Source organism: uncultured Methylobacterium sp., from assembly GCF_964244095.1.
Classification (GTDB): domain Bacteria; phylum Pseudomonadota; class Alphaproteobacteria; order Rhizobiales; family Beijerinckiaceae; genus Methylobacterium.
In genome coordinates this window covers 1-19,651 of the sequence record NZ_CAXTHR010000030.1, presented here as the reverse complement: position 1 = coordinate 19,651, position 19,651 = coordinate 1, and the positions used below count along the sequence as shown (strand labels likewise).

19 protein-coding genes are annotated in these 19,651 nt (G+C 72.7%); 13 read left to right on the top strand and 6 right to left on the bottom strand.

Going from position 1 to position 19,651, the window contains the following annotated elements:
- Positions 1–481 precede the first annotated feature (481 nt).
- Entirely contained in the window at positions 482–3,838 is a 3,357-nt protein-coding gene (locus tag ACFE86_RS07200) for a hypothetical protein (RefSeq protein WP_375454644.1), read from the top strand.
- A gap of 6 nt (positions 3,839–3,844) precedes the next feature.
- Here the strand turns inward: ACFE86_RS07200 and fliP are convergent, their stop codons facing one another.
- The 3 genes from fliP to ACFE86_RS07185 all read right to left on the bottom strand — a co-directional run bounded on the left by fliP (position 3,845) and on the right by ACFE86_RS07185 (position 6,145).
- Positions 3,845–4,615, bottom strand: a complete 771-nt coding sequence (gene fliP / locus ACFE86_RS07195; protein ID WP_375454643.1) for a flagellar type III secretion system pore protein FliP — start codon at positions 4,613–4,615, stop codon at positions 3,845–3,847.
- 44 nt (positions 4,616–4,659) lie between these two features.
- Positions 4,660–5,730, bottom strand: a complete 1,071-nt coding sequence (locus ACFE86_RS07190; RefSeq protein ID WP_375454642.1) for a lysylphosphatidylglycerol synthase domain-containing protein — start codon at positions 5,728–5,730, stop codon at positions 4,660–4,662.
- Positions 5,731–5,800: 70 nt separating this feature from the next.
- Positions 5,801–6,145 carry a hypothetical protein gene (locus ACFE86_RS07185; protein WP_375454641.1) on the bottom strand — a complete coding sequence of 115 codons (345 nt, stop codon included), beginning with the start codon at positions 6,143–6,145 and terminating at the stop codon, positions 5,801–5,803.
- A 295-nt stretch (positions 6,146–6,440) separates the two neighbouring features.
- On the opposite strand from ACFE86_RS07185, the gene ACFE86_RS07180 reads away from it, so the two are divergent.
- The 3 genes from ACFE86_RS07180 to ACFE86_RS07170 all read left to right on the top strand — a co-directional run bounded on the left by ACFE86_RS07180 (position 6,441) and on the right by ACFE86_RS07170 (position 9,386).
- Complete coding sequence (locus ACFE86_RS07180) at positions 6,441–7,748, top strand: capsule biosynthesis protein (RefSeq protein WP_375454640.1); 1,308 nt, start codon at positions 6,441–6,443, stop codon at positions 7,746–7,748.
- 47 nt (positions 7,749–7,795) lie between these two features.
- Complete coding sequence (locus tag ACFE86_RS07175) at positions 7,796–8,077, top strand: hypothetical protein (protein ID WP_375454639.1); 282 nt, start codon at positions 7,796–7,798, stop codon at positions 8,075–8,077.
- Positions 8,078–8,252: 175 nt separating this feature from the next.
- Positions 8,253–9,386, top strand: a complete 1,134-nt coding sequence (locus ACFE86_RS07170; RefSeq protein ID WP_375454660.1) for a M20 aminoacylase family protein — start codon at positions 8,253–8,255, stop codon at positions 9,384–9,386.
- Positions 9,387–9,396: 10 nt separating this feature from the next.
- Here ACFE86_RS07170 and ACFE86_RS07165 read toward each other — a convergent pair whose 3' ends face one another.
- Positions 9,397–10,812, bottom strand: a complete 1,416-nt coding sequence (locus tag ACFE86_RS07165) for a M17 family metallopeptidase (protein ID WP_375454638.1) — start codon at positions 10,810–10,812, stop codon at positions 9,397–9,399.
- 145 nt (positions 10,813–10,957) lie between these two features.
- Between ACFE86_RS07165 and ACFE86_RS07160 the strand changes: the two genes are divergently transcribed.
- Complete coding sequence (locus tag ACFE86_RS07160) at positions 10,958–11,758, top strand: tetratricopeptide repeat protein (RefSeq protein ID WP_375454637.1); 801 nt, start codon at positions 10,958–10,960, stop codon at positions 11,756–11,758.
- Here ACFE86_RS07160 and ACFE86_RS07155 read toward each other — a convergent pair.
- Both ACFE86_RS07155 and ACFE86_RS07150 read right to left on the bottom strand, forming a co-directional pair.
- The gene (locus tag ACFE86_RS07155; protein WP_375454636.1) at positions 11,755–12,501 is read right to left on the bottom strand and encodes an RNA methyltransferase; all 747 of its coding nucleotides are present in this window, start codon (positions 12,499–12,501) and stop codon (positions 11,755–11,757) included. The genes ACFE86_RS07160 and ACFE86_RS07155 overlap by 4 nt on opposite strands.
- Before the next feature lie 73 nt (positions 12,502–12,574).
- Entirely contained in the window at positions 12,575–13,123 is a 549-nt protein-coding gene (locus ACFE86_RS07150) for a formaldehyde-activating enzyme (protein ID WP_375454635.1), read from the bottom strand.
- A gap of 197 nt (positions 13,124–13,320) precedes the next feature.
- Between ACFE86_RS07150 and ACFE86_RS07145 the strand changes: the two genes are divergently transcribed.
- The 8 genes from ACFE86_RS07145 to yidC form a co-directional block, all read left to right on the top strand.
- Positions 13,321–14,535, top strand: coding sequence for an NADP-dependent isocitrate dehydrogenase (locus tag ACFE86_RS07145; RefSeq protein ID WP_375454634.1), 1,215 nt, complete (start codon positions 13,321–13,323; stop codon positions 14,533–14,535).
- 175 nt (positions 14,536–14,710) lie between these two features.
- A complete protein-coding gene (locus tag ACFE86_RS07140) occupies positions 14,711–14,944 on the top strand; it encodes a hypothetical protein (protein ID WP_375454633.1) in 234 nt (77 codons plus the stop codon).
- Positions 14,941–15,063 (top strand): hypothetical protein, encoded by a 123-nt coding sequence (locus tag ACFE86_RS07135; RefSeq protein WP_375454632.1) that lies wholly within the window; start codon positions 14,941–14,943, stop codon positions 15,061–15,063. Before ACFE86_RS07140 ends, ACFE86_RS07135 begins: the two co-directional genes overlap by 4 nt.
- Before the next feature lie 270 nt (positions 15,064–15,333).
- The gene (locus ACFE86_RS07130) at positions 15,334–16,128 is read left to right on the top strand and encodes an inositol monophosphatase family protein (RefSeq protein ID WP_375454631.1); all 795 of its coding nucleotides are present in this window, start codon (positions 15,334–15,336) and stop codon (positions 16,126–16,128) included.
- A 71-nt stretch (positions 16,129–16,199) separates the two neighbouring features.
- A complete protein-coding gene (locus ACFE86_RS07125) occupies positions 16,200–16,742 on the top strand; it encodes an adenine phosphoribosyltransferase (RefSeq protein ID WP_375454630.1) in 543 nt (180 codons plus the stop codon).
- A gap of 389 nt (positions 16,743–17,131) precedes the next feature.
- On the top strand, positions 17,132–17,266 hold the full coding sequence (gene rpmH / locus ACFE86_RS07120) for a 50S ribosomal protein L34 (RefSeq protein ID WP_238184546.1): 135 nt from the start codon (positions 17,132–17,134) through the stop codon (positions 17,264–17,266).
- A 67-nt stretch (positions 17,267–17,333) separates the two neighbouring features.
- Positions 17,334–17,879 (top strand): ribonuclease P protein component, encoded by a 546-nt coding sequence (rnpA, locus tag ACFE86_RS07115; RefSeq protein WP_375454659.1) that lies wholly within the window; start codon positions 17,334–17,336, stop codon positions 17,877–17,879.
- Positions 17,869–19,651, top strand: a 1,783-nt coding sequence (yidC, locus tag ACFE86_RS07110) for a membrane protein insertase YidC (RefSeq protein WP_375454629.1), incomplete at its 3' end; no start/stop codon positions are given. The genes rnpA and yidC, both read left to right, overlap by 11 nt.

The following is a 19,651-nucleotide window of genomic DNA, read 5'->3' as shown; positions in this document are numbered from 1 at the left end:
CGACGTCTCCGATCGTAGCCTGCTGCCTCAAATCGGAATTTCAATTCGCAGTCGGTCTTCAGTCTCGGCCGAGGAGGTGAACAACACGTTTACAGTCGCCCGCCCCCCCCGGAGGGCTGGGGGACGCCTTCGGCCACGGGCGTTCCGGTCTGCTCGGACTGCCTGACGATGTCGATCGCGATCCGTCGGCGGACGCGGCCCAGGCCGGCCCGGAGAGGCGGTCCCTGGCAGCGGCCATCGAGGCCGGAGCTTCGGGCCGGCGCTTGAGCAGGGACAACAGGGGCCGAACGGGGCCGCCGACCTCGTCGTCCGGCGCCGGCCCGGTCGGCCGAGCGGCGATTAAGCGCGCGTTAGCCGCGATCCGGCACGGTGCGGCCTCAGCGGCGTCGGAGCGTTGCGCCCCTCGTCGGGGTGCCCGCCGCCCCCGGGTGCGGCGTGATCGATGGGCGCGAGGCTTGAGACGGGACCACGGGACCGGCGCATGCCCCGCCGTGCGGGCGTCGCGCTCGGCACCCTCCTCGGGCTCGGCCTGCTCCTCGGGCTCGGCCTGCCGGCGGAGGCCGCGCGCCTGATCGCCGTCGCCGGCGCGGAGGCGCAGGGCTACGGCCGGATCGCCCTCACCTTCGACGGCCCCGTCTCGGTCAAGGCGCGCGTCGCGGGCAGCGTGCTGGTGCTCGGCTACGGCGAGAAGGCCGAGGCGGGCCCCGAGCGGCTCGCCGCCGAGATGCCGGGCTACCTCGTCGCGGTCCGGCGCGATCCCGACGGCACCGGCCTGCGGCTCGCCCTGCAGAGGCCGGTCCGCGTCAACGTGCAGGAGGCCGGCGAGACGGTCTTCGTCGACCTCCTCCCCGAGGGCTGGTCCGGCCTGCCGCCGCCCCTGCCGCCGGAGGTGGTGGCCGACCTCGCCCGCCGCGCCCGCCTCGCCGAGGCCGCCCTGAAGGCGCGCAGCCCCGCACCCGTGCGCCGAATGCTCGCCGTCGAGGTCGCGAGCCTGCCGACGCTCACCCGGATCTCGGTGCGCCTGCCCGAGGGCGCGCAGGGCGCGGTCACCACCGAGGGCGGCGCGGCACGGCTGCGGGTCACGGGCGCGTTCGGTTTCGACGTCTCCGAGACCCGCGGCCGCCTGCCCGCGGACAGGGCGCGGATCGCGGCCACGACGGACGCGGCGTCGGCGGCGCTCACGGTCGCGGCGGCGGACGGGTTCGCGGTGGCAACCGACCGCGACGACGACACGGTGATCTTCGACATCGCGTCCAGGAAGGACGTCGCCGCCGACAACGCCGCGGCGGCGAAGACCGACGCGGCGGCCAGGAACGATACGCCGACGAAGGGCGCACCGAGGCCGGAGACCGCCGCTCCGGCGTCCGTCGCGCGGCCGGCCGCGGCCGCCGAACCCACGGAACCGGGCCGGCCGGCCGCCGTCGAGCCGCCGCACCGGCCGGCCGGCTCCGGGCTGGTGTTCCCGTTCGACAGGCGGCCCCCGGCCGCCCTGTTCGAGCGCGGCGGGATCGCGACCCTGGTGTTCGAGACCGCCGAGCCGGTGGCGGCCCCGGCCCCGCGCCGGGGCGGCCTGCGCGCGGTGGGCGAGCCGATGCGCGCCGGCGGCCTGACGGTGCTGCGCTTCGCGGTGCCGCCGGGCGGGCTGGTCGACCTCGTGCCGGTGCGGGCGGGCGCGAGCGCCGGCGCCTGGGAACTCACCGACGGCGAGAGCCCGACCCCGAGCGACGCCGTCGCCGTGAACCGCCTGCCGGACGCGTCCGGGCGTATCCGCGTCGCGGTCGGCCTGCCGCAGCCGGGCAGCGCCGCGTGGCTCGACCTCGACGGGGAGCGCATCGCCGTGGTGACCGCGCGGGCCTGGAAGGCCGCCGGGATCGCCAAGCGCCAACGCTTCGTCGACTTCGAACTGCTCCCAAGCCGTCTCGGCCTCGCGGTGCTCGCCGAGGCCGACGACCTCACGGTCCGGCCCGACCTCGACGGCGTCGCGATCGGCCGCGAGGGCGGCCTCGCGGCGTCGGTGACGCGCCCGGCCGACGTGCCGCTTGCCGCGGTGTCGGGCTTGGCGATCCTGCGCGAGCCCTGGGAACAGGCACGGCTCGGCGACGTGCGCGAGACCATCCGCGCGCAGTTCGCGGCCTCGGTCGCCGCGCCCGCCGGCGCGCGCGGCCCGTTGCGGCTGACCCTGGCGCGCACGCTGCTGGCCAACGGGCTCGCCGGCGAGGCGCTGTCCGCCCTCGACGTGGCCTCGGCCGACGATCCACTGCTCGCCGGCGCCCGCGACACCGCGATCCTGCGCGCCGCCGCGCTCGCGGGCATGGGCCGCAGCGCGGAGGCGGGCCGCGCCCTGAGCGCGCCGCCGTTCCTGCGCGATCCGGAGGCCGTCCTGTGGCGCGCCGTCGCCGCCGCCCAGGCCGGGCGCTGGCGCGAGGCCGAGACCGGGTTCCGGCAGACGCTTCCGGTGGTCGATCGCTATCCGGGCGCGCTTCAGGCGACGATCCGGACGCTCGCCGCCGAAGCGGCGGTCGAGACCGGCGATTTCGACGCCGCGGCGCGCCGAACCGCCTCCGTCGTCGCCGTGGACCTGGCGCCCCTCGACCGGGACCGGCTGGCGCTGGTCCGGGCCCGCATCGACGAGGGGATGGACCGCACGAAGGTCGCGCGCGAGGCCTACGACCACCTCGCGGAGTCGGGCGAGCGCCCGGTGGCCGTGGCGGCGGCGCTCCGCGGCACGCTGCTCGCGCTCGGTGCCGGAACGATCAAGCCCGCCGAGGCGATGGAGCGCCTCGAACGGCTCGCCATCACCTGGCACGGGGGCGAGACCGAGAACGCGATCACCGCCGGCCTCGCCCGCCTCTACATGGCGGCCGGACGCTACCGCGACGCCTTCGCCACGGTCCGGGCCGCCGACGCGCGGGCGCCGGACTCGGCCGAGACGCGGCTGCTGCACGGCGAGGCGCAGACGCTGTTCGACGACCTATTCCTGTCGAGCCGCGGCGACGGCGTGAGCGGCATCGAGGCGGTGGCGCTGTATTTCGACTTTAAGGACTTCGCCCCGATCGGCCGGCGCGGCGACGCCGTGGTCCGGCGGCTGGCCGAACGGCTGGTCGCCCTCGACCTGCTCGATTCGGCTGCCGACCTCCTGCAATACCAGGTCGATCAGCGCCTGACCGGGGCCGGCCGTTCGAGCGTGGCGACGCAGCTCGCCGCGATCCGCCTGATGGACGGCAAGCCGCTGATGGCGCTCGAGGCGATCGAGGCGACCCACCTGCCCGAACTCCCCGCGGAGCTGCGCCGCGCCCGCGCGCTGCTGCGCGCCCGCGCGCTGTCCGACCTGTCGCGGACCGACCTCGCGCTGGAGGCGATCGAGGGCGAGACCGGCGCCGACGCCGCACGGCTGCGCGCCGACATCCTGTGGACGGCCCGGCGCTGGCGCGAGGCCGGCGAGGCGCACGAGGCGCTGCCCGGCGACGCTTGGCGCGCGGGCAGGGGGCTCGACGAGGCGGGCCGCGCCGACGTGGTCCGGGCGGCGATCGCCTACGACCTCGCAGCCGAGCCGATCGGGCTGGAGCGGCTGAAGGCCAAGTTCTCTGGCGCCATGGCCGAGAGCGCGGATGCCCGCACCTTCGCCCTGCTCACCCGTGCCGACGCGATCCGCGACCCGGGCTTTCGCGAGATCGCGCAGCGGGCCACGAGCGCGGAGACGCTGGCCGCCTTCCTGGCCGAGTACCGCAAACGCTACCCCGACGCCGCGTTGGCCCCGCGGGGCGCGGGCGGGCCCGTGCCGGACGAGGACGGGACGGGCAGGCGGGCCGACGGGCAGCCCGCGCCCGCGCCGGGCTGAGCGGGCTCAACCGCCGCCGTAGCTCTGCACCAGCGAGCCGGCGACCAGCGTCCAGCCGTCGACCAGCACGAAGAAGATCAGCTTGAACGGCAGCGCCACGGTGGCCGGCGGCACCATCATCATGCCCACCGCCATCAGCACCGACGCGACCACGAGGTCGATGATCAGGAAGGGGATGAACAGCAGGAAGCCGATCTCGAAGGCGCGGCGCAGCTCCGAGATCATGAAGGCCGGGGTGACGATCTCCAGCCCGACCGCCTCGGGGCCGGAGGGCACCGGCACCTTGGCCATGTCGAGGAACAGCTTCAGGTCCTTCTCGCGCACGTTGCGCAGCATGAACGTCTTGAACGGGGCCGACGCGCGCTCGAAGGCGACACCTTGCGTGATCTGGCCGGCGAGCAGCGGCTCGATGCCGGCGCGGTAGGCCTCGCGGCCGGTCGGCGCCATCACGAAGGCGGTCAGGAACAGGGCGAGGCTGACGATCACCGCGGTCGGCGGCGCGGACTGGGTGCCGAGCGCCGAGCGCAGGATCGACAGCACCACCACGATCCGGGTGAAGGCCGTCGCCATCACCAGCACGGAGGGCGCGAGCGCCAGCACCGTGATCAGCGCGACGAGCTGCAGCGCCCGCTCGGTGACGCCGCCCGCGCCGAGGTCGACGGTGACGCTCTGCGCCGCCGCCGGGCCCGCGCCGAGGGCGAGCGCGAGCAGGACGAGGCCGAGGCGGCGCGGCGGGCGGGAGCGGGGCGTCTTCGAGGGCATCGTGCGCGGCGTCATGGCGCCGGCACCCTGGGACGGGTTCCGCGGGCGCGCAAGCGGCGTCACGAGGGTGTCGGGGGGCGCACGCCGCCGCGGCGCGCCTCGAGGTTCTGCCAGACGATCAGGGCGGGCAGGCCGAGCACCACGTCGGGCACGCGCTTGGCGAGCGACAGGGCGATGGCGGTGCCGGCATCGATCCCGAACAGCGCGCCGACGATCACGAAGCCGCCCTCCTGCACCCCGAGCCCGCTCGGGATCGGGAAGGCGGCCGACTTGATCGCCTGGCTCAGCGCCTCGATCACCACCACCTCGGAGAACGTCACGCCCTCGACGCCGATGCAGGCGAGCACGATTCCGACCTCGGCCGCGCCGAGCGTCCAGGCGAGGAGGTGCAGCAGCACCGACTGCGCGATCCGCCCGCGCCGGCCCCGGCCCCAGACCGCGTCGAGGGCATCCTGCACGCTGCCGCCTTCCGGGCGGCGCGGCTCCGCCTCGCGCACGAGGCGCCGGGAGAGCGCGGCGAGCCTGCACTCGACGAAGCGGGCCGCGCCGGTGCGCTGGAAGGCGAAGAAGGCGGCGAGCACGAGGCCGGCGACGGCGAGCGCCCGCAGCATCCAGCGGGCGAGGTCGGCCGCCGGCTCGCCCTGCACCTGCGTCAGCAGCCCGGCGCCGAGCAGCGCGAACAGCGCCTGCGTGCCGACCTGGAAGAGCATGTCGGCCAGCACCGAGGCGGCGGCGAGCGGCCCGGCGACGCCCCAGAAGGTGAGCAGGCGCCCGCCCACCACGTCGCCCCCGACGGAGGCCACGGGGAGCAGGGTGTTGATGCCCTCGCGGACGAAGCGCAGGGTCGCGAAGGCGCCGGCGCCGGCCGGGGACAGGCCATCGAGGATGCGCGCCCACGCGAGGCCGCACAGCAGCACGATTCCCGCCCGCACGATCACGACGGCGGCGAGGCCGACGAACCCGATCCGCCCGAACGCGCCCGCCACCGCCGCGAGATCGTTGGCCGCGACCAGCCAGACGGCGAGCCCGAGCCCGAGCCCCGTGCCGACGAGGGGAAGCCGGCGCAGGACGGCCCGGACGACGCCGCGCCGGCCGGGACGGGGTGCCGGCGCGATCACCGCAGACCGCATCCGGGACGGCGCGGATGCCCGATGCGAAGCGGCATGGTCTCCGTCCCGGATGCCGCGGCGGCCGGCACGGTCACGCGGACGCGTTCCTACCATCGCCGATTCCCGGCTTAGGCGGCAGGCTCTCCTTCTCGACGTACTCCTTCGGAACGCGGCCCGGCGCGACATGGTCAATGAGCAGCGCGGCGAGCGTCTCGGCCGGAGGCGCCGCCGGGTCGATCAGCAGGACCCGTCCCCCGGCGAGGCTGGCTCCCGTGGCGACCGCGATCAGGCGCCTGGGGCAGGGGCCGAGGCATCCGGTCGCGACGATGCGCAGCCTCACGCGGGGGCGGGACCGCTTCATCTCGGCCTTCAGCAGGTCGCGCAGCGCGCGCTTGGGCAGGCCGCGGCGCTTGGCGCACCGGTTGCACGTGGCCACGACCGCACGGAGCTTCGTCTTCGCCGTGCGGACGGGTGGGGGCAGCGTATCGGATGGAGTCCGCTTCATCGGCCCGGCCTAGGACGGCGGCGGACGTCGCGCAACCGGCCGGGGCCGGCCGCCGCGGCGATGCGGCATCGCGCTTCCGCGGGCGGCGCGGCGCGGCCCGACGCCTTAAAAAGGGCTGAAAAGAACGGGATTCCGGCACGGCTCCGCTCAGCCGCCGGACGCGGCGCCGGCGCCCCCCGTGCACGGGGAATTCCGGTCGGGGGCAGAGCGCAGGAAGCCGGAACGGATGAGCGTCGACGAGGTCAGGCAGGACGATCGGCTCCGCGGCCTGCTTCAGGTCGCGCAACGCTCGGCGACCGAGATCCGCCGCGGCGCCGAGACCATCGAGCCGATCGCGCAGCCGGGCCGTCGCGCCCTGGTCGAGCGGGCCCGCGAGCGCCTCGCCTGGACCCGCCTGCCGGGCCTGCGCCCGGTGGATGCGGCGCCGCAGAGCTACACCGCGCGGCTCGTGCAGCGGTTCGGCGTGTTCGTGCTGCTGCCGACCGCGGTGATCGCGTTCTACCTGTTCGCGGTGGCGTCCAACCAGTACGTCGCCGAGGCGCAGTTCGCCGTGCGCGGCAACGTCGAGCCGATGGAGAACGTCTCGCTCGGCGAGTACTCGAACCTGATCCAGAAGCACAACAGCCAGGACAGCTACATCGTCCGCGACTTCATCAACAGCCAGGCGATGGTCGATGCGGTCGAGAAGGGGCTCGGCGTCTCACGGATGTTCTCGCGCGCGGAAGCGGATTTCTGGGCGCGCTACCGGTCGCCCCAGCCGATCGAGGAGCTGACGAAGTACTGGCGCGAGCACGTCGGGGCCCGGATCGACGCGATCTCCGGCGTGATCCAGCTCACGGTGCGCGCGTTCACGCCCGAGGATGCCCTCGCGATCGCCAGGGACGTCGTGGCCCGCTCGGAGGCCCTGATCAACGACATCTCGCAGCGCGCCCAGGCCGACATGGTCAAGCAGGCGCAGATCGACGCGAGCGCGGCGCAGGACCGCCTGCGCAAGGCGACCCTGGAGATCCAGCGTTACCGCAACCATTGGGGCATCATCGATCCGGTCAAGTCGGCCGAGGGGACGCTGACGACGCTAATGCTCCTGCGCAAGGACAAGATCAAGGCGGAGAACGACCTCCAGGTGCTGCGCGGCTCGAACCTCGACGAGAAGTCGCGCTCGATCCAGGTGCTCGTCGCGACGGTCGCGGCCTACGACCGCCAGATGAAGCTGCTGCAGGAGCAGCTCACCACTGACGGAGGCGGCCCCGGGGGCGCCACCATGACCAACGCGCTGCTCGAATACGAGGGGCTGATGGTCGAGCGCACCATCGCGGAGAAGCTGAACGAGATGGCCAACACCCTCCTCGACCGGGCGCGCGTGTCGGCCGCCAAGCAGCACATCTTCCTCGCGGCCTTCGTGCCGCCGATGCTCCCGGCCGACTCGCTCTATCCGAAGCGATTCCACCAGCTCGCGGTGTCGTTCTTCTGCTTCCTGGTGATCTGGAGCTCGGTCTCGCTGATCGTCGGCGGCATCCGCGACCAGCGGATCTGATCCGTCCCACCGACCCCGCGACCGCAGCCCCCCTCATCGCGACCGTCATGCCGGACTTCTCCGATCTCGTCGCCCAGGCGATCAAGCCGGCCATGAGCCGCGAAGAGCGCGAGGCGGTCTACGGCGTGGTGCGGCAGGCGGTGCTCCGGTTGCGCGAGGACGTGGCCGAGGACGACCCGCGCCGCGCGATCCAGCACCATCTCGTCGAGGAGACGATCCGCGACGTCGAGGCCGACATCGCGCGGTTCGAGGCGATGCGGAAGCTCGACGCGGCGCAGGCGGCCCAGACCCGCGCCCACGACGACGCGACGTCGCGCGGGCGCCGCTGAGGCGCAAGGAGGCGCGACGCGACCGCGCGTTGACCGGAGGCTCGGCTCCCTGTCTGCTGGGCGCACGCGCCGGCCGCGACGTCCGGAGCCGAGAGCCGTCACCGCCATGCCCGTCCGGGACACAGCCGCCCGAAGCCTGCCCGCGCTCGATGCGATCCGGGCGTTTTCCGACGAGATGGCGTCCTGGCGCCACGACCTGCACGCCCATCCGGAACTGCTCTACGACGTGGAGCGCACCGCCGGCTTCGTGGCGGGCAAGCTCGAAGCCTTCGGCTGCGACGCGGTCGTCGCCGGCATCGGCCGCACCGGCGTCGTCGGGGTGATCCGGGGGCGCGGACACGGCTCCGGCCGCGCGATGGGCTTGCGCGCCGACATGGACGCCCTGCCGATCCAGGAAGTCCGCGACCTGTCCTACCGCTCGACCGTGCCGGGCCGGATGCACGCCTGCGGGCACGACGGCCACACCGCGATGCTGCTCGGCGCCGCGAAGTACCTCGCCGCGACCCGCGACTTCGACGGCACCGCCGTGCTGATCTTCCAGCCGGCGGAGGAGGGCGGCGGCGGCGGCGCGGCGATGGTCGAGGACGGGCTGATGGAGCGCTTCGGGATCGGTTCCGTCTACGGGATGCACAACATCCCCGGCCTCGCGCTCGGGCGGTTCGCGATCCGCCCCGGCCCGATCATGGCCTCGACCGACCGCTTCACGCTGACCATCGAGGGCCGGGGCGGCCACGCCGCCCTGCCGCAGGAGGCGATCGACGCCGTGCTGGTGGCGAGCCACGTGGTGATCGCCCTGCAATCGATCGTGTCGCGCAACCTCGACCCGCTGGAATCGGCGGTTGTCTCGGTCTGCGCGCTGGAGGCGGGCGAGGCGTTCAACGTCCTGCCGCAGACGGTGACCCTGCGCGGCACCCTGCGCGCGCTCTCCGCACCGGTGCGCACGGCGACGAAGGCGCGGATCGTCGACATTGTCGAACACGTCGCGGCCGGCTTCGAGGCCGTCGGCAGCGTCGATTTCGGGTCGAGCTATCCGGTGACCGAGAACAACCCGGCGGAGGCCGCGTTCATGGCCGACGTCGCGGCCGGCTTGGTCGGCGCGGACAACGTCGAGCGCGCGGTGGCGCCGATGATGGCGGCGGAGGACTTCTCGTACATGCTCGGGCGGCGGCCGGGCGCCTACCTGTTCCTCGGCAACGGCGACAGCGCCGCGCTGCACCACCCGCATTACGACTTCTGCGATGCGGCCGCACCGCTGGGGGCTTCGCTCTGGGCGCGGCTGATCGAGACCGGGCTGCCGCTGGCGCGGTGAGCGGCTCCGGTCAGCCGGGCGGGTACCGGTCCTTGAGCAGCGCGTAGACCAGCCGCGCGGCCTGCACCTCGCCGCCCTCCGGCCGGCCGGGCTTGGCCGAGGGATTCCAGCCGTAGAGGTCGAAATGGACATGGCGCTTCGTCTTCGGCGCGAAGCGGCGCAGGAACAGCGCGGCGGTGATCGCGCCGGCGAAGGGGCCGCCCGAGACGTTGTTGAGGTCGGCAACCTTCGAGGCGAGCAGGCTCGCATAGGGCGCGTGCAGCGGCATCCGCCAGACCGGATCGATCGCGGCGTGCCCCGCCGCCGCGATCGCGCCGGCGAGCGCCTCGTCCTCGGTGAAGAACGCCGGCAGGTCCGGCCCGAGCGCGACGCGGGCGGCGCCCGTCAGCGTCGCGAAGTCGATCAGCAGGTCGGGTTCCTCGGTATCGGCGAGCGCCAGCGCGTCGGCGAGGATCAGGCGGCCCTCCGCGTCGGTGTTGCCGATCTCGACGCTGAGGCCGGCGCGGCTGCGGATCACGTCGCCGGGGCGGAAGGCGTCGCCGGAGATCGCGTTCTCCACCGCCGGGATCAGCAGGCGCAGGCGAAGCGCCAGGCCGGCGCCCATCGCCATGTCGGCGGCGGCAAGTGCTGCGGCTGCGCCGCCCATGTCCTTCTTCATCAGCAGCATGCCGGCGGACGGCTTGATGTCGAGGCCGCCGGTGTCGAAGGCGACGCCCTTGCCGACGAGCGTCACCCGCGGCGCGTCGGTAGGTCCCCAGGTCAGGTCGATCAGCCGCGGCGCGCGCGTCGAGGCGGCGCCGACCGCGTGGACCAGCGGGAACGCCCGCGCCAGCTCGACGCCCGCGGTCACCGCGACCGCCGCGCCGTGGCGCCCGGCCAGCGCGCGGGCCGCGGCCTCAATCTCGGCGGGGCCGAGGTCGTTGGCCGGCGTGTTGACGAGGTCGCGCCCGAGCGCCACCGCGGCGGCGATGCGGCCGACCTCCGCCGCATCGATGCCGGCCGGCGCCACGAGGCGCGGGCGCTCCGGGCCGGCCGGCCGGTAGCGCGCGAAGCGGTACGATCCGAGCAGCCACGCGAGTGCCGCCTCGGCCGGCGCTTCGGCCTGATCCGGGGCATCGGCCTCCAGGGCATAGATGCCGGGCGGCAGGAGGCCGGGGAGCATACCGGCGAGCAGGCGGTCGTGGCCGGCGGCATCGGTGTCGCCGAGACCGAACAGGACGCGGGACAGCGCGCCGTCGGCGGCCGGCAGCAGCGCGAGCCGGCCGGGCTTCGGCGCGAAGCCGGTCGCCGCCGCAAACGCCTTTTGCGGCGCGTCGAGGCCGGCTTCGCAGGCCGGCCAGGCGGCCTGCGAGACGAGGGCGACGGGGATGCCGGGCGTGCCGGCGGGCAGCAGGGCGGGGATGGAGGCTGCGGCGGCGTCGGTCATGCGGTCCTGGCCGGCACGGGCATCGGGCGGATCTCTCGACACGGCCGCGGCGGCCGGCTTTAACCCGCGGTTAGGGTTAACGCCCTAACACCGTGACGGCGGGCCCGTGAAGGACGAGCGGGCCGGGCCGTTTGCGGAGCGTATCATGATCGCGGGCCCCCGGCCGATCCAGGCCCCGTCCATCCGGGGTTTCGGCGCCAAGCTGATCGCCGCCGGCCTCGTGACGCTCCTGGCGGCGGGCTGCCAGTCGCGCTCGCCCGAGACCACCGGCTCGATCGGCGGCGCCCGCATCTCGCCCCGCGAGGCGGACGCACTCGCCGAGAAATACGCCGCCGACCCCAACGATCTCGGCCTCGCGATGCGCTACGCGCAGGCGCTGCGCGCCACCGACCAGCGCGCGCAGGCGACCGCGGTGCTGCAGCAGGCGGCCTTGCGCAACCCGCGCAACACCGCCGTGCTCGGCGCCTACGGCAAGGCGCTCGTGGAGGTCGGGCGGCTGCAGGAGGCGCAGGACGTGCTGCAGAACGCGCATTCGCCGGCGCAGCCCGACTGGCGCATCCTGTCGGCGCAGGGCTCCGCCGCCGACCAGCTCGGCGACCACGCCCGCGCCCAGGGCTTCTACGACGCCGCCCTGAAGATCCGGCCCGACGAACCGGCGATCCTGTCCAACCTCGGCCTGTCCTACGCGCTCGCCCGGCAGCTCGACCAGGCCGAGGCGACGATGCGGCGCGCGGTCTCGCAGCCCGGCGCCGACGCGCGGGTGCGGGGCAACCTCGCCCTCGTGCTCGGCTTGAGGGGCCGGTTCGACGAGGCGGAGGCGATCCTGCGCCGCGACCTGCCGCCCGCGGAGGTCGCCGCCAACCTCGCATCGCTGCGCAGCCTCGTCGCCCGGTCAGGCGGCCCGGCCAACCCTGTGAACCGCAAGCTCGCGACCGGCCGCAGCTAGACCGGCTCCGCGGGCCGGTGCTTCGCCCCGCCGTCGATCGCCTTCAGCGCACCGCGAAAGGTGCGCACGTCCCGCTCGGTCAAGCTCATGCGGTGGAGCCTGTCGCGCATGTTGCGCACGATGGCCTCGCGCTTCTCCGGCGGGTAGAAGCCGGCCGCGTCCAGCCGCGCCTCCAGGTGCATGAACAGCGACAGCAGCGCCTCCCGCGTCGCAGGCTGCGCGCGGGTCGCGCCGGTGAAGGGCTGCCGGGCCAGACCCGCGGCGCGGCGCCACTCGTAGCCCACCAGCAGCACGGCCTGCGCGAGGTTGAGCGACGGGAAATCCGCGGCGACGGGGAAGGTGACGATGGCGTCGGCCAGCGACACCTCGTCGTTCGTCAGCCCGACGCGCTCGCGCCCGAACATCACCCCGACCCTTTCCCCGTGCGCGATCCGGCCGGCCGTCTCCGCCATCGCGGCGTCGGGCAGGGCCACGCGCTTCATCTGCCCGCGCTCGCGGGCGGTGGTGGCGAAGAGACAGGTGAGGTCGGCGATCGCCTCGGGCAGGGTGGCGTGGACCGTCGCGCCGTCGAGGACGTGGGTCGCGCCCGAGGCCGCCTCGCGCACGCCCTTCTTCGGCCAGCCGTTCCTCGGCGCGACGAGGCGCAAGTCCGACAGGCCGAAATTCGCCATGGCGCGGGCGGTCATGCCGATGTTCTCGGCAAGCTGCGGCGCGACGAGGATGACGACGGGGGCCGGATTCATGCGCGGCGCTCTCGCACGCTCCGTCCCGACCGGAAAGGGGCGTCGGCGTCGCCGGCGGTCCTGCGCGTGGCTCTCAGATCTTCCCGTCGAGCCCCATCTGGTAATACTTGTGCACGATCCGGTCCTGGTTCTCCAGCAGCCAGTCGATCGAGGGCTCGTTGGTCATCGCCTTGCGGATCGCCTCGGTCATGCCGCGGCGCTGGATGTCGAACAGCGCCTTGTGATCGACGGTCTCGGCCTCGATCACGCCGGGGCTGAGCCAGACCGAGCAGATGATGCCGAGGTCGTTGGCCTTCGCCTTGGGGATGTAGCCGGCGCGGACCGCATCGAGCACGCCGTTGGCGATGGCGAACTGCACCGTGCCCATCAGGATCGAAGTGTACTTCGATTCCGTGACGCTGACCTTGGAGACGCACAGCGTCACCGGGCGCACCATGATGTCGGTGTTCAGGAGCGCGAACACGCGCGAATGGCCGACGACCTGGTCGCCCGTCAGCGTGGCGAGGGCGGTGCCGACCGGCCCGTCGAGCTCGCCGATGATCACCTCCGGCTCGGCTGCGGTGTTGGGCGGCCCGCCGGCGACCAGCGCCTCGCCGGCCCGTAGGATGATGCGCTCGCTCATGGGTGCTCCCGAACCTGAAACGGTCGGCGCAGATTCCAGCCGGGCGCGCGGATGTCCAGCCCCGCTGCCGGCATGACAGCCTCCGCGGCCTGTCGGAGCCCCGCCTTTCCCACCGGAAACGCCCGCGCTATGACCCGCCCGCGGCCGCACGGCATTTGCATGCGGCCCGCCCGGATTCCTACGGAAGGCAGCGGCGCATGGACAAGATCAAGGTGGCCAATCCCGTCGTCGAGCTCGACGGCGACGAGATGACCCGGATCATCTGGTCCGAGATCAAGAGCAAGCTGATCCACCCCTATCTCGACCTCGACCTCGACTATTACGACCTCGGCGTCGAGCACCGCGACGCGACGGGCGACAAGGTCACGGTCGAGGCGGCCGAGGCGATCCGCCGTCACGGCGTCGGCGTGAAGTGCGCCACCATCACGCCGGACGAGCAGCGGGTGGCGGAGTTCAAGCTGCGCGAGATGTGGCGCTCGCCCAACGGCACGATCCGCAACATTTTGGGCGGCGTCATCTTCCGCGAGCCGATCATCTGCAAGAACGTGCCGCGCCTCGTGCCGGGCTGGACGCAGCCCTTCGTCATCGGCCGCCACGCCTACGGCGACCAGTACCGCGCCACCGACTTCAAGGTGCCGGGCAAGGGCCGGCTGACGATCAAGTTCGAGGGCGAGGACGGCACGGTCATCGAGCGCGAGGTGTTCCAGTTCCCAGGCGCGGGCGTCGCGATGTCGATGTACAACCTCGACGACTCGATCCGCGACTTCGCCCGCGCCTCGCTGAACTACGGGCTGGCGCGCAAGTACCCGGTCTACCTGTCCACCAAGAACACTATCCTGAAGGCCTATGACGGGCGCTTCAAGGACCTGTTCCAGGAGGTGTTCGAGGCCGAGTTCAAGGGCAAGTTCGCCGCGCTCGGCATCACCTACGAGCACCGGCTGATCGACGACATGGTCGCCTCCTGCCTCAAGTGGTCGGGCGGCTACGTCTGGGCGTGCAAGAACTACGACGGCGACGTGCAGTCGGACACGGCCGCCCAAGGCTTCGGTTCGCTGGGCCTGATGACCTCGGTGCTGATGACGCCCGACGGGCAGACGGTGGAGGCCGAGGCCGCCCACGGCACGGTGACGCGCCATTTTCGCGAGCACCAGAAGGGCAAGGAGACCTCGACCAACTCCATCGCCTCGATCTTCGCGTGGTCGCGGGGCTTGAGCCACCGGGCCAAGCTCGACGGCAACGCGGATCTCGCCAAGTTCGCGACCACGCTGGAGACCGTCTGCGTCGACACTGTCGAGGCCGGCTTCATGACCAAGGACCTCGCGCTGCTCGTCGGCCCGGAGCAGAAATGGCTCTCGACGACCGGCTTCCTCGACAAGGTGGACGAGCACCTCAAGGCGGCGATGGCGGCCTGAGGCGGGCCCGGGCCGGCCGGCGTCGCAGCCGCGGCGAGCATGGCCGGCCGGCCGGTGCGTCGCGGAGGCTCGGGCCCCGGCCGTTCCGGCATGGCGTGCATCGGGAAGCGCCCGTCCTCCGCACATGGCCGGCGCCGGAGCGGCGGCCGGTTGATCCATCAGGGCGGTTTTACCGATGAGCGATCCCGTCCTCACCGAGCGCGTGAAGCTCGCCGCGTCCGCCCTCAACACCCTCGCGACGGCGTCCATGACGGTGGGCGTCCTGGCTCCGAGCGCGGCCATCCTCTACGGCGTCAGCACACCGACGGCACCGGCCTGGGAACTCGCCCTCGGCGCGGCGATTTGGGTTTCGTCCGCTGCGGCGCTACATTATGGCGCCCAACGCCTCCTCGGGAGATTGCCGCCATGATCTCCGCCCAGACCTACCTTCTGTTCGTCGCCCCCTTCGTGATGGGTCTTGGCGGGTTCGTGATCTACGCCATCGCGGATCGCTTCACGCGGGCCGGTCGCCGCGCGCCGGCCGAATAGGCCGGCGACGGCCGCGGAAGGCCTTCCGGCGCCGTGAACGCGCGGCCCGCTCACGCGCCGGCCGGAACGCTCGGGACGTTCGGCAGGATTTCCCGAGCGGCCAGATAAGCCGGACGGACCGTCGGCATCGACCGCCGTCGCGATATCGCCGCCGCGCGTCGGCTCCCACGCGCGTCGCGTCCGGAGCCGGCCATTCCGGCCCAGGGCTCGATTCTGCGCCGCGATGCGTTTAACGCGGCCCGGACGACGCTCGGAAGCTCAAGGCCCGCGATGATCTCCTCACCCCTGATGACCGTCATGGTCGACGCCGTGCGCAAGGCCTCGCGGGGCTTGCGGCGCGACTACGGCGAGATCGAGAACCTCCAGGTCTCGCGCAAAGGCCCGGGCGATTTCGTCTCGGCGGCCGACCGCAAGGCGGAGGAGACCCTGCGCGATGCGCTGATGAAGGCCCGGCCCGGCTACGGCATGGTGCTGGAGGAGGCCGGCGTCGTCGAGGGCCAGGACAAGAGCCACACCTGGCACGTCGACCCGCTCGACGGCACGTCGAACTTCCTGCACGGCATCCCGCATTTCGCGATCTCGGTCGGGCTGGAGCGCGAGGGCCAAATAGTGGCCGGGGTGATCTACGATCCGGTCAAGGACGAGCTGTTCGTGGCCGAGCGCGGCAAGGGCGCCTACCTCAACAACCGGCGCCTGCGCGTCTCGGGCCGCGCCGACATGGCCGATGCGCTGGCCGCCTACGGCACGCCCTATCTCGGGCGCGGCAACCATCCCCGCCTCCTGCGCGAGGTCGCCGCGGTGATGGCAGTGGCGGGCGGCACGCGGCGCATGGGCTCGGCGGCGCTGGATCTGGCCTACGTCGCCTGCGGCCGGCTCGACCTGTACTGGGAGCGCGACCTCCACACCTGGGACATCGCGGCCGGAATCATCCTGGTGCGCGAGGCCGGCGGCTACGTCACGTCGGCCGACGGCGCCTCGGAGCCCCTGGCCGCCAAGTCCGTCGCCTGCGGCAACGAGGGGCTGCACCGGGAGCTGGTCGCCCTCCTGCGCAAGGTGCAGGCGTGAGCCGGCCAACTGGTCAGCCGGCGCCGCTTCTGCTTTAAGCCGTCCGTGACTTCGAGGAAGGCCAGCCCGGCATGGAACGCCGCCACATCGCCCTGAAGGACTCGATCCGCTCGATTCCCGACTACCCGAAGCCCGGCATCGTGTTCCGGGACATCACCACGCTGCTCAGCGACCCGCGCGCCTTCCGTCGGGCGGTGGATGCGCTGGTGCATCCGTTCGCGGGCGGGCGGATCGACCAGGTCGCGGGCATCGAGGCGCGGGGCTTCATCCTCGGCGGCGCGGTGGCGCACCAGCTCTCGTCCGGTTTCGTGCCGGTCCGCAAGAAGGGCAAGCTCCCGCACAAGACCGTCTCGATCGCCTACACCCTCGAATACGGCAGCGACGCTTTGGAGATCCACGTCGATGCGATCAAGCCGGGCGACCGGGTTCTGCTCATCGATGACTTGATCGCCACCGGCGGCACCGCGACGGCCGCGGTCAACCTGCTCCGGCAGATCGGCGCCGAGGTGGTGGCGGCCTGCTTCGTCATCGACCTGCCCGAGATCGGCGGCGCCGACAAGCTGCGCGCCCTCGACGTGCCGGTGCGGACGCTGATGGCGTTCGAGGGGCACTGAGCCGACCGTCCGACGCCGAACGGGACGCCAGGGCGATCGCTTGAAAGCGATCGCCCTGGTTTATTGTTGCCTCAAGCGCCGGCGGCCGCCTCCGCGGCCTTGGCTTGCGCTCCGCTCGACGCCCGAGAGGACATCCGTCCTCTCGGGCCCGCTCCGCGGGGCGCTCTTCGCGCCCGGAAAGCGGCACGATCGCTCTTCGAGCGATCGCCCTGCGGGACGCCCCGAAACGTTGACTCCGCAGACCCCATCCGCCATAAGCCGCCCTGCCGCGACGTGGCGCCCCGTCCGGGCGCCCTTCGCGCTTGCAGACATTTCTCAAGGACGCGTGAAGGTCGGGCACGGCGTCGGCCGCCCGCGAGCGCGCCTCGACCCTTGGAGGCTTCGGAGCCATGAAGAGAACCTATCAGCCGAGCAAGCTCGTCCGGAAGCGCCGGCACGGCTTCCGCGCCCGCATGGCGACCGCCGGCGGCCGCAAGGTCATCGCCCGCCGCCGCGCCCATGGCCGCCGGAAGCTGTCGGCCTGAGCGTGATGCGCGCGCCGCCCCGCGCGGCGCGCAGAGGTTCCTGCGCGTGAGCGAGGCCGGGCTTTCTGTGCCGACGATCGAACGGCTCAAGCGGAGGCCCGATTTCCTGGCGGCTGCCGAAGGCCGTCGTTTCCACACCGAGTGCATGACGGCGCAGGGCCGGCTGCGCGACGCGGCCGAGACCCGTAACGGCGCAGCGATTGCCGGCCTGCATCTCGGCTTCACGATCACCAAGCGCGTCGGCCACGCCACCGAGCGCAACCGCATCCGCCGGCGCCTGCGGGCCGCGGTCGCCGAGCTCGGCCCCGACTTCGGCGCGGTTCCGGCCGACATCGTGCTGATCGCCCGCCGCCCGGCGATCGACGCCGCCTTCGAGACCCTCAAGGACGACCTGCGCCGGGCGATCCCCGCGGTGGCCAAGCCGCGCGGGCCGGACGCGCGTGCGCGTCCGCAGAGGTCTGCGGCGGGCTCACCGGTGAAGGGTCGCGGCAAGGGTCGTAGCAACGGTGCGGCCCCGGCCGCGACACGCAAGACGTCCGATCGCACCGCGGCTCCGGCCCGGGCGCCCTCAACAACCCCGAACGCGCGCGACGGTGGCCCCGATGGGCAATGACAAGACGAACATGTTCGTGGCGATCGCGCTGTCGCTCGTCGTCCTGCTCGGGTGGAACTACTTCATCGCCGCGCCGCGCGTCGAGCAGCAGCGGCAGGCCAACCTCCAGAACCAGGCGGCGCAGCAGAGCCCCGGCGTGAGCCCGGACGGCGTGCCGTCCCCGAGCCCGAAGGAGGGCGGCCCCGCCGCACCGGTGCCCGGAACGCTCGCGACCGCGGCGGGGCCTGAGTCGCGCGCGGCGGCGCTCGGCCGCTCGGCCCGCATCCGCATCGAGACGCCGTCGCTCACCGGATCGCTCGCGCTGAGGGGCGGCCGCATCGACGACCTCGCGCTGAAGAACTACCACGAGACCGTCGACGACAAGAGCCCGGCGATCGTGCTGCTCTCGCCGGCCGGCACCGAGGCGCCGTACTACGCCGAGTTCGGCTGGGTCGGCGCCAATGCCGGGCCGCTGCCGACGAACGACACGGTCTGGGCCGCCGACGGCCAGACGCTGTCGGCCGCCATGCCGGTGACGCTCACCTGGGACAACGGCGCCGGGCTCGTGTTCAGGCGCATCCTCGCCGTCGACGACAAGTACATGTTCACGGTGCGCGACGAGGTCGAGAACAAGGGCGCGGCCGCCGTCACGCTCTACCCCTACAGCCTCGTCTCGCGCTGGGGGAAGCCGCAGACGCAAGGCTACTACGTGCTGCACGAGGGCATGATCGGCGTGCTCGGCGGCGACGGCTTGCAGGAATACACCTACGACCACCTCGCCAAGGAGGCGGCCTACGGCGGTCCCGCCACCAAGGGCAAGGCGTGGGCCAACGTCACCGGCGGCTTCGTCGGCATCACCGACAAGTACTGGGCGGCCGCCGCGATCCCCGACCAGGCGATGGCCTATACCGGCGCCTTCACCGAGCGCACCGACGGCCAGACCCGGATCTACCAGGCGAGCGTGCGCGGCGACGGCCGCAGCGTCGAGCCCGGCGCCACGGCCGCGACCACCCAGCGGCTGTTTGCCGGCGCCAAGGAGGTCAACGCGATCAACGGCTACGAGCGGGATCTGAGCATCAAGCAGTTCGACCTGATGATCGACTGGGGCTGGTTCCACTTCATCACCAAGCCGATGTTCCGGGCGCTGGACTTCTTCTACCATCTGCTCGGCAACTTCGGCGTCGCGATCCTGATCGTCACGTTCTGTCTCAAACTGCTGTTCCTGCCGATCGCCAACCGCTCCTACGTCTCCATGGCCAAAATGAAGGCCGTGCAGCCCGAGATGGCCTCCATCCGTACGCGCTTCCCGGACGACAAGGTGAAGCAGCAGCAGGCGATGATGGAGTTGTACAAGAAGGAGAAGATCAATCCGGTCGCCGGCTGCTGGCCGGTGCTGGTGCAGATCCCGGTCTTCTTCGCGCTGTACAAGGTGCTGTTCATCACCATCGAGATGCGGCACGCGCCGTTCTTCGGCTGGATTCAGGATCTGGCCGCGCCCGACCCGACGAGCTTTCTCAACCTGTTCGGCCTGCTGCCGTTCGCGGCGCCCGACATCGTCCACCTTGGCATCTGGCCGATCATCATGGGCGTGACGATGTTCGTGCAGATGAAGATGAACCCCGCCCCGCCGGACCCGGTGCAGGCGCAGATCTTCACCTTCATGCCGATCGTGTTCACGTTCATGCTCGGCTCGTTCCCGGCGGGCCTGGTGATCTACTGGGCCTGGAACAACACCCTCTCGGTGACGCAGCAATACGTCATCATGCGCCGCAACGGCGTGAAGGTGGAGCTGT